Annotated in this window: 2 tRNA genes and 1 rRNA gene; all 3 read right to left on the bottom strand. The window is 47.2% G+C overall.

The window, feature by feature from the left end:
* Positions 1-95 precede the first annotated feature (95 nt).
* Positions 96-169 (bottom strand) — tRNA-Ala (locus SJY30_RS00015).
* Between the two features lie 116 nt (positions 170-285).
* Positions 286-359 (bottom strand) — tRNA-Ile (locus tag SJY30_RS00010).
* A gap of 185 nt (positions 360-544) precedes the next feature.
* A 16S ribosomal RNA gene (locus tag SJY30_RS00005) occupies positions 545-2,071 on the bottom strand.
* Between the last annotated feature and the right edge of the window lie 429 nt (positions 2,072-2,500).

Genomic DNA, 2,500 nt, shown 5'->3' with positions numbered 1-2,500 from the left:
AATATGTCAATGAACGTTGAACAGTTAACAATTACCAGTCAACAATGAACAATCTAAAATTGTTTATCGTTAATTGAACATTGTCAATTGTAATGTGGAGAATATCGGAGTCGAACCGATGACCTCCTGCGTGCAAGGCAGGCGCTCTAGCCAGCTGAGCTAATCCCCCATTCTATAAGTCGGCAGTTGCCAGTTTACAGTTGACAGGTAGCACAACTTCTAAAATTTCCTTCAATATTTCAATATATGAACGTTTCGCTTATCTCTAAACGAATTCCTTTTTTGTAGTCCCAGGCAGACTCGAACTGCCGACCTCTACATTATCAGTGTAGCGCTCTAACCAGCTGAGCTATGGGACTGTCCCTACTCTTTCCTCTTAGTATAAATACCTTTTTTGGAAAAAGCAATTACTTATATATCATAATTATGGAGATTATTTTTTTCGAACAATTCTTAAAGCGAAAACATTATTAAATCAAAAGACCGGGACCGTTATTCCGATTCTTTACTTCGTCAGGGACCGTCCTTAAAGGACAATCTCTAGAAAGGAGGTGTTCCAGCCGCACCTTCCGGTACGGCTACCTTGTTACGACTTAGCCCTAGTTACCGATCTTGCCCTAGGCCGCTCCTTACGGTGACGGACTTCAGGCACTCCCGGCTTCCATGGCTTGACGGGCGGTGTGTACAAGGCCCGGGAACGTATTCACCGGATCATGGCTGATATCCGATTACTAGCGATTCCAGCTTCACGGGGTCGAGTTGCAGACCCCGATCCGAACTGTGATAGGTTTTATAGATTCGCTCCGCCTTGCGACGTGGCTGCTCTCTGTACCTACCATTGTAGCACGTGTGTGGCCCAGGACGTAAGGGCCGTGATGATTTGACGTCATCCCCACCTTCCTCACGGTTTGCACCGGCAGTCCCGTTAGAGTCCCCATCATGACATGCTGGCAACTAACGGTAGGGGTTGCGCTCGTTATAGGACTTAACCTGACACCTCACGGCACGAGCTGACGACAACCATGCAGCACCTTGCAAATTGCCCGAAGGAAAATCTATCTCTAGACCTGTCAATATGCATTTAAGCCCTGGTAAGGTTCCTCGCGTATCATCGAATTAAACCACATGCTCCACCGCTTGTGCGGGCCCCCGTCAATTCCTTTGAGTTTCATTCTTGCGAACGTACTCCCCAGGTGGGATACTTATCACTTTCGCTTGGCCGCCCAAGACTCAAGGCCCCGAACAGCTAGTATCCATCGTTTACGGCGTGGACTACCAGGGTATCTAATCCTGTTCGCTCCCCACGCTTTCGTCCATCAGCGTCAGTATATAGTTAGTCACCTGCCTTCGCAATCGGTGTTCTATGTAATATCTATGCATTTCACCGCTACACTACATATTCCGGCAACTTCACTATAACTCAAGACCAACAGTATCAAAGGCAATTTTACAGTTGAGCTGCAAACTTTCACCCCTGACTTATCGGCCCGCCTACGGACCCTTTAAACCCAATAATTCCGGATAACGCTCGGACCCTCCGTATTACCGCGGCTGCTGGCACGGAGTTAGCCGGTCCTTATTCTTACGGTACCGTCAGTAGAGTACACGTACTCTTTTTTCTTCCCGTATAAAAGCAGTTTACTACCCATAGGGCATTCTTCCTGCACGCGGCATGGCTGGATCAGAGTCTCCTCCATTGTCCAATATTCCTCACTGCTGCCTCCCGTAGGAGTCTGGTCCGTGTCTCAGTACCAGTGTGGGGGATCCCCCTCTCAGGGCCCCTACCCATCGTAGCCTTGGTAAGCCGTTACCTTACCAACTAGCTAATGGGACGCATGGCCATCTTATACCGCCCGAAGGCTTTAACCGTATCCCGATGCCGGGTCACGGTACTACGGGACATTAATCCAAGTTTCCCTGGGCTATTCCCCTGTACAAGGCAGGTTCCATACGCGGTGCGCACCCGTGCGCCGGTCGTCATCTTGTGCAAGCACAAATGTTACCCCTCGACTTGCATGTGTTAGGCCTGCCGCTAGCGTTCATCCTGAGCCAGGATCAAACTCTTCATCGTTGTTTTGTAAATATTCGTCCCAACGAAGTCCAAATCAATCCCGGCCCCGACTCTCGATTCAATTCCTTATATATACCCTTGGGCATATACTGAATTTTCATGTTTCCTTAATTCTTGTTCCTCTCGAACAGGTCCTCACCTATTCTCGATTCTTATCTCCACAATATTTCAATGAACTTCTATCCACTCAGCCTTCAAATCCCATGACTTTCCGACTTCGTTTCCCTTAGGTGTTTCCCTAAGCGGCTGCAAATATACAACTGTTTTTTAACCTGACAACTTTTATCGAAAAAAAATTATTTTCTTTTTTTTTTCGCCAGAACAAAACAACATATCCAAGAACCTATTTCCAACTCCCGATTCCAAAATCATCTTCCTCGTTTGCGGGGTGCAAATGTACACACTATTATTAATTACACAACCATTTTT

The sequence above is a fragment of the Maribacter sp. R86514 genome (genome assembly GCF_044597005.1).
Taxonomy (GTDB): Bacteria; Bacteroidota; Bacteroidia; order Flavobacteriales; family Flavobacteriaceae; genus Maribacter.
The sequence above is the reverse complement of the archived record's forward strand: the minus strand, read 5'-3'. Positions and strand labels throughout refer to the sequence as shown.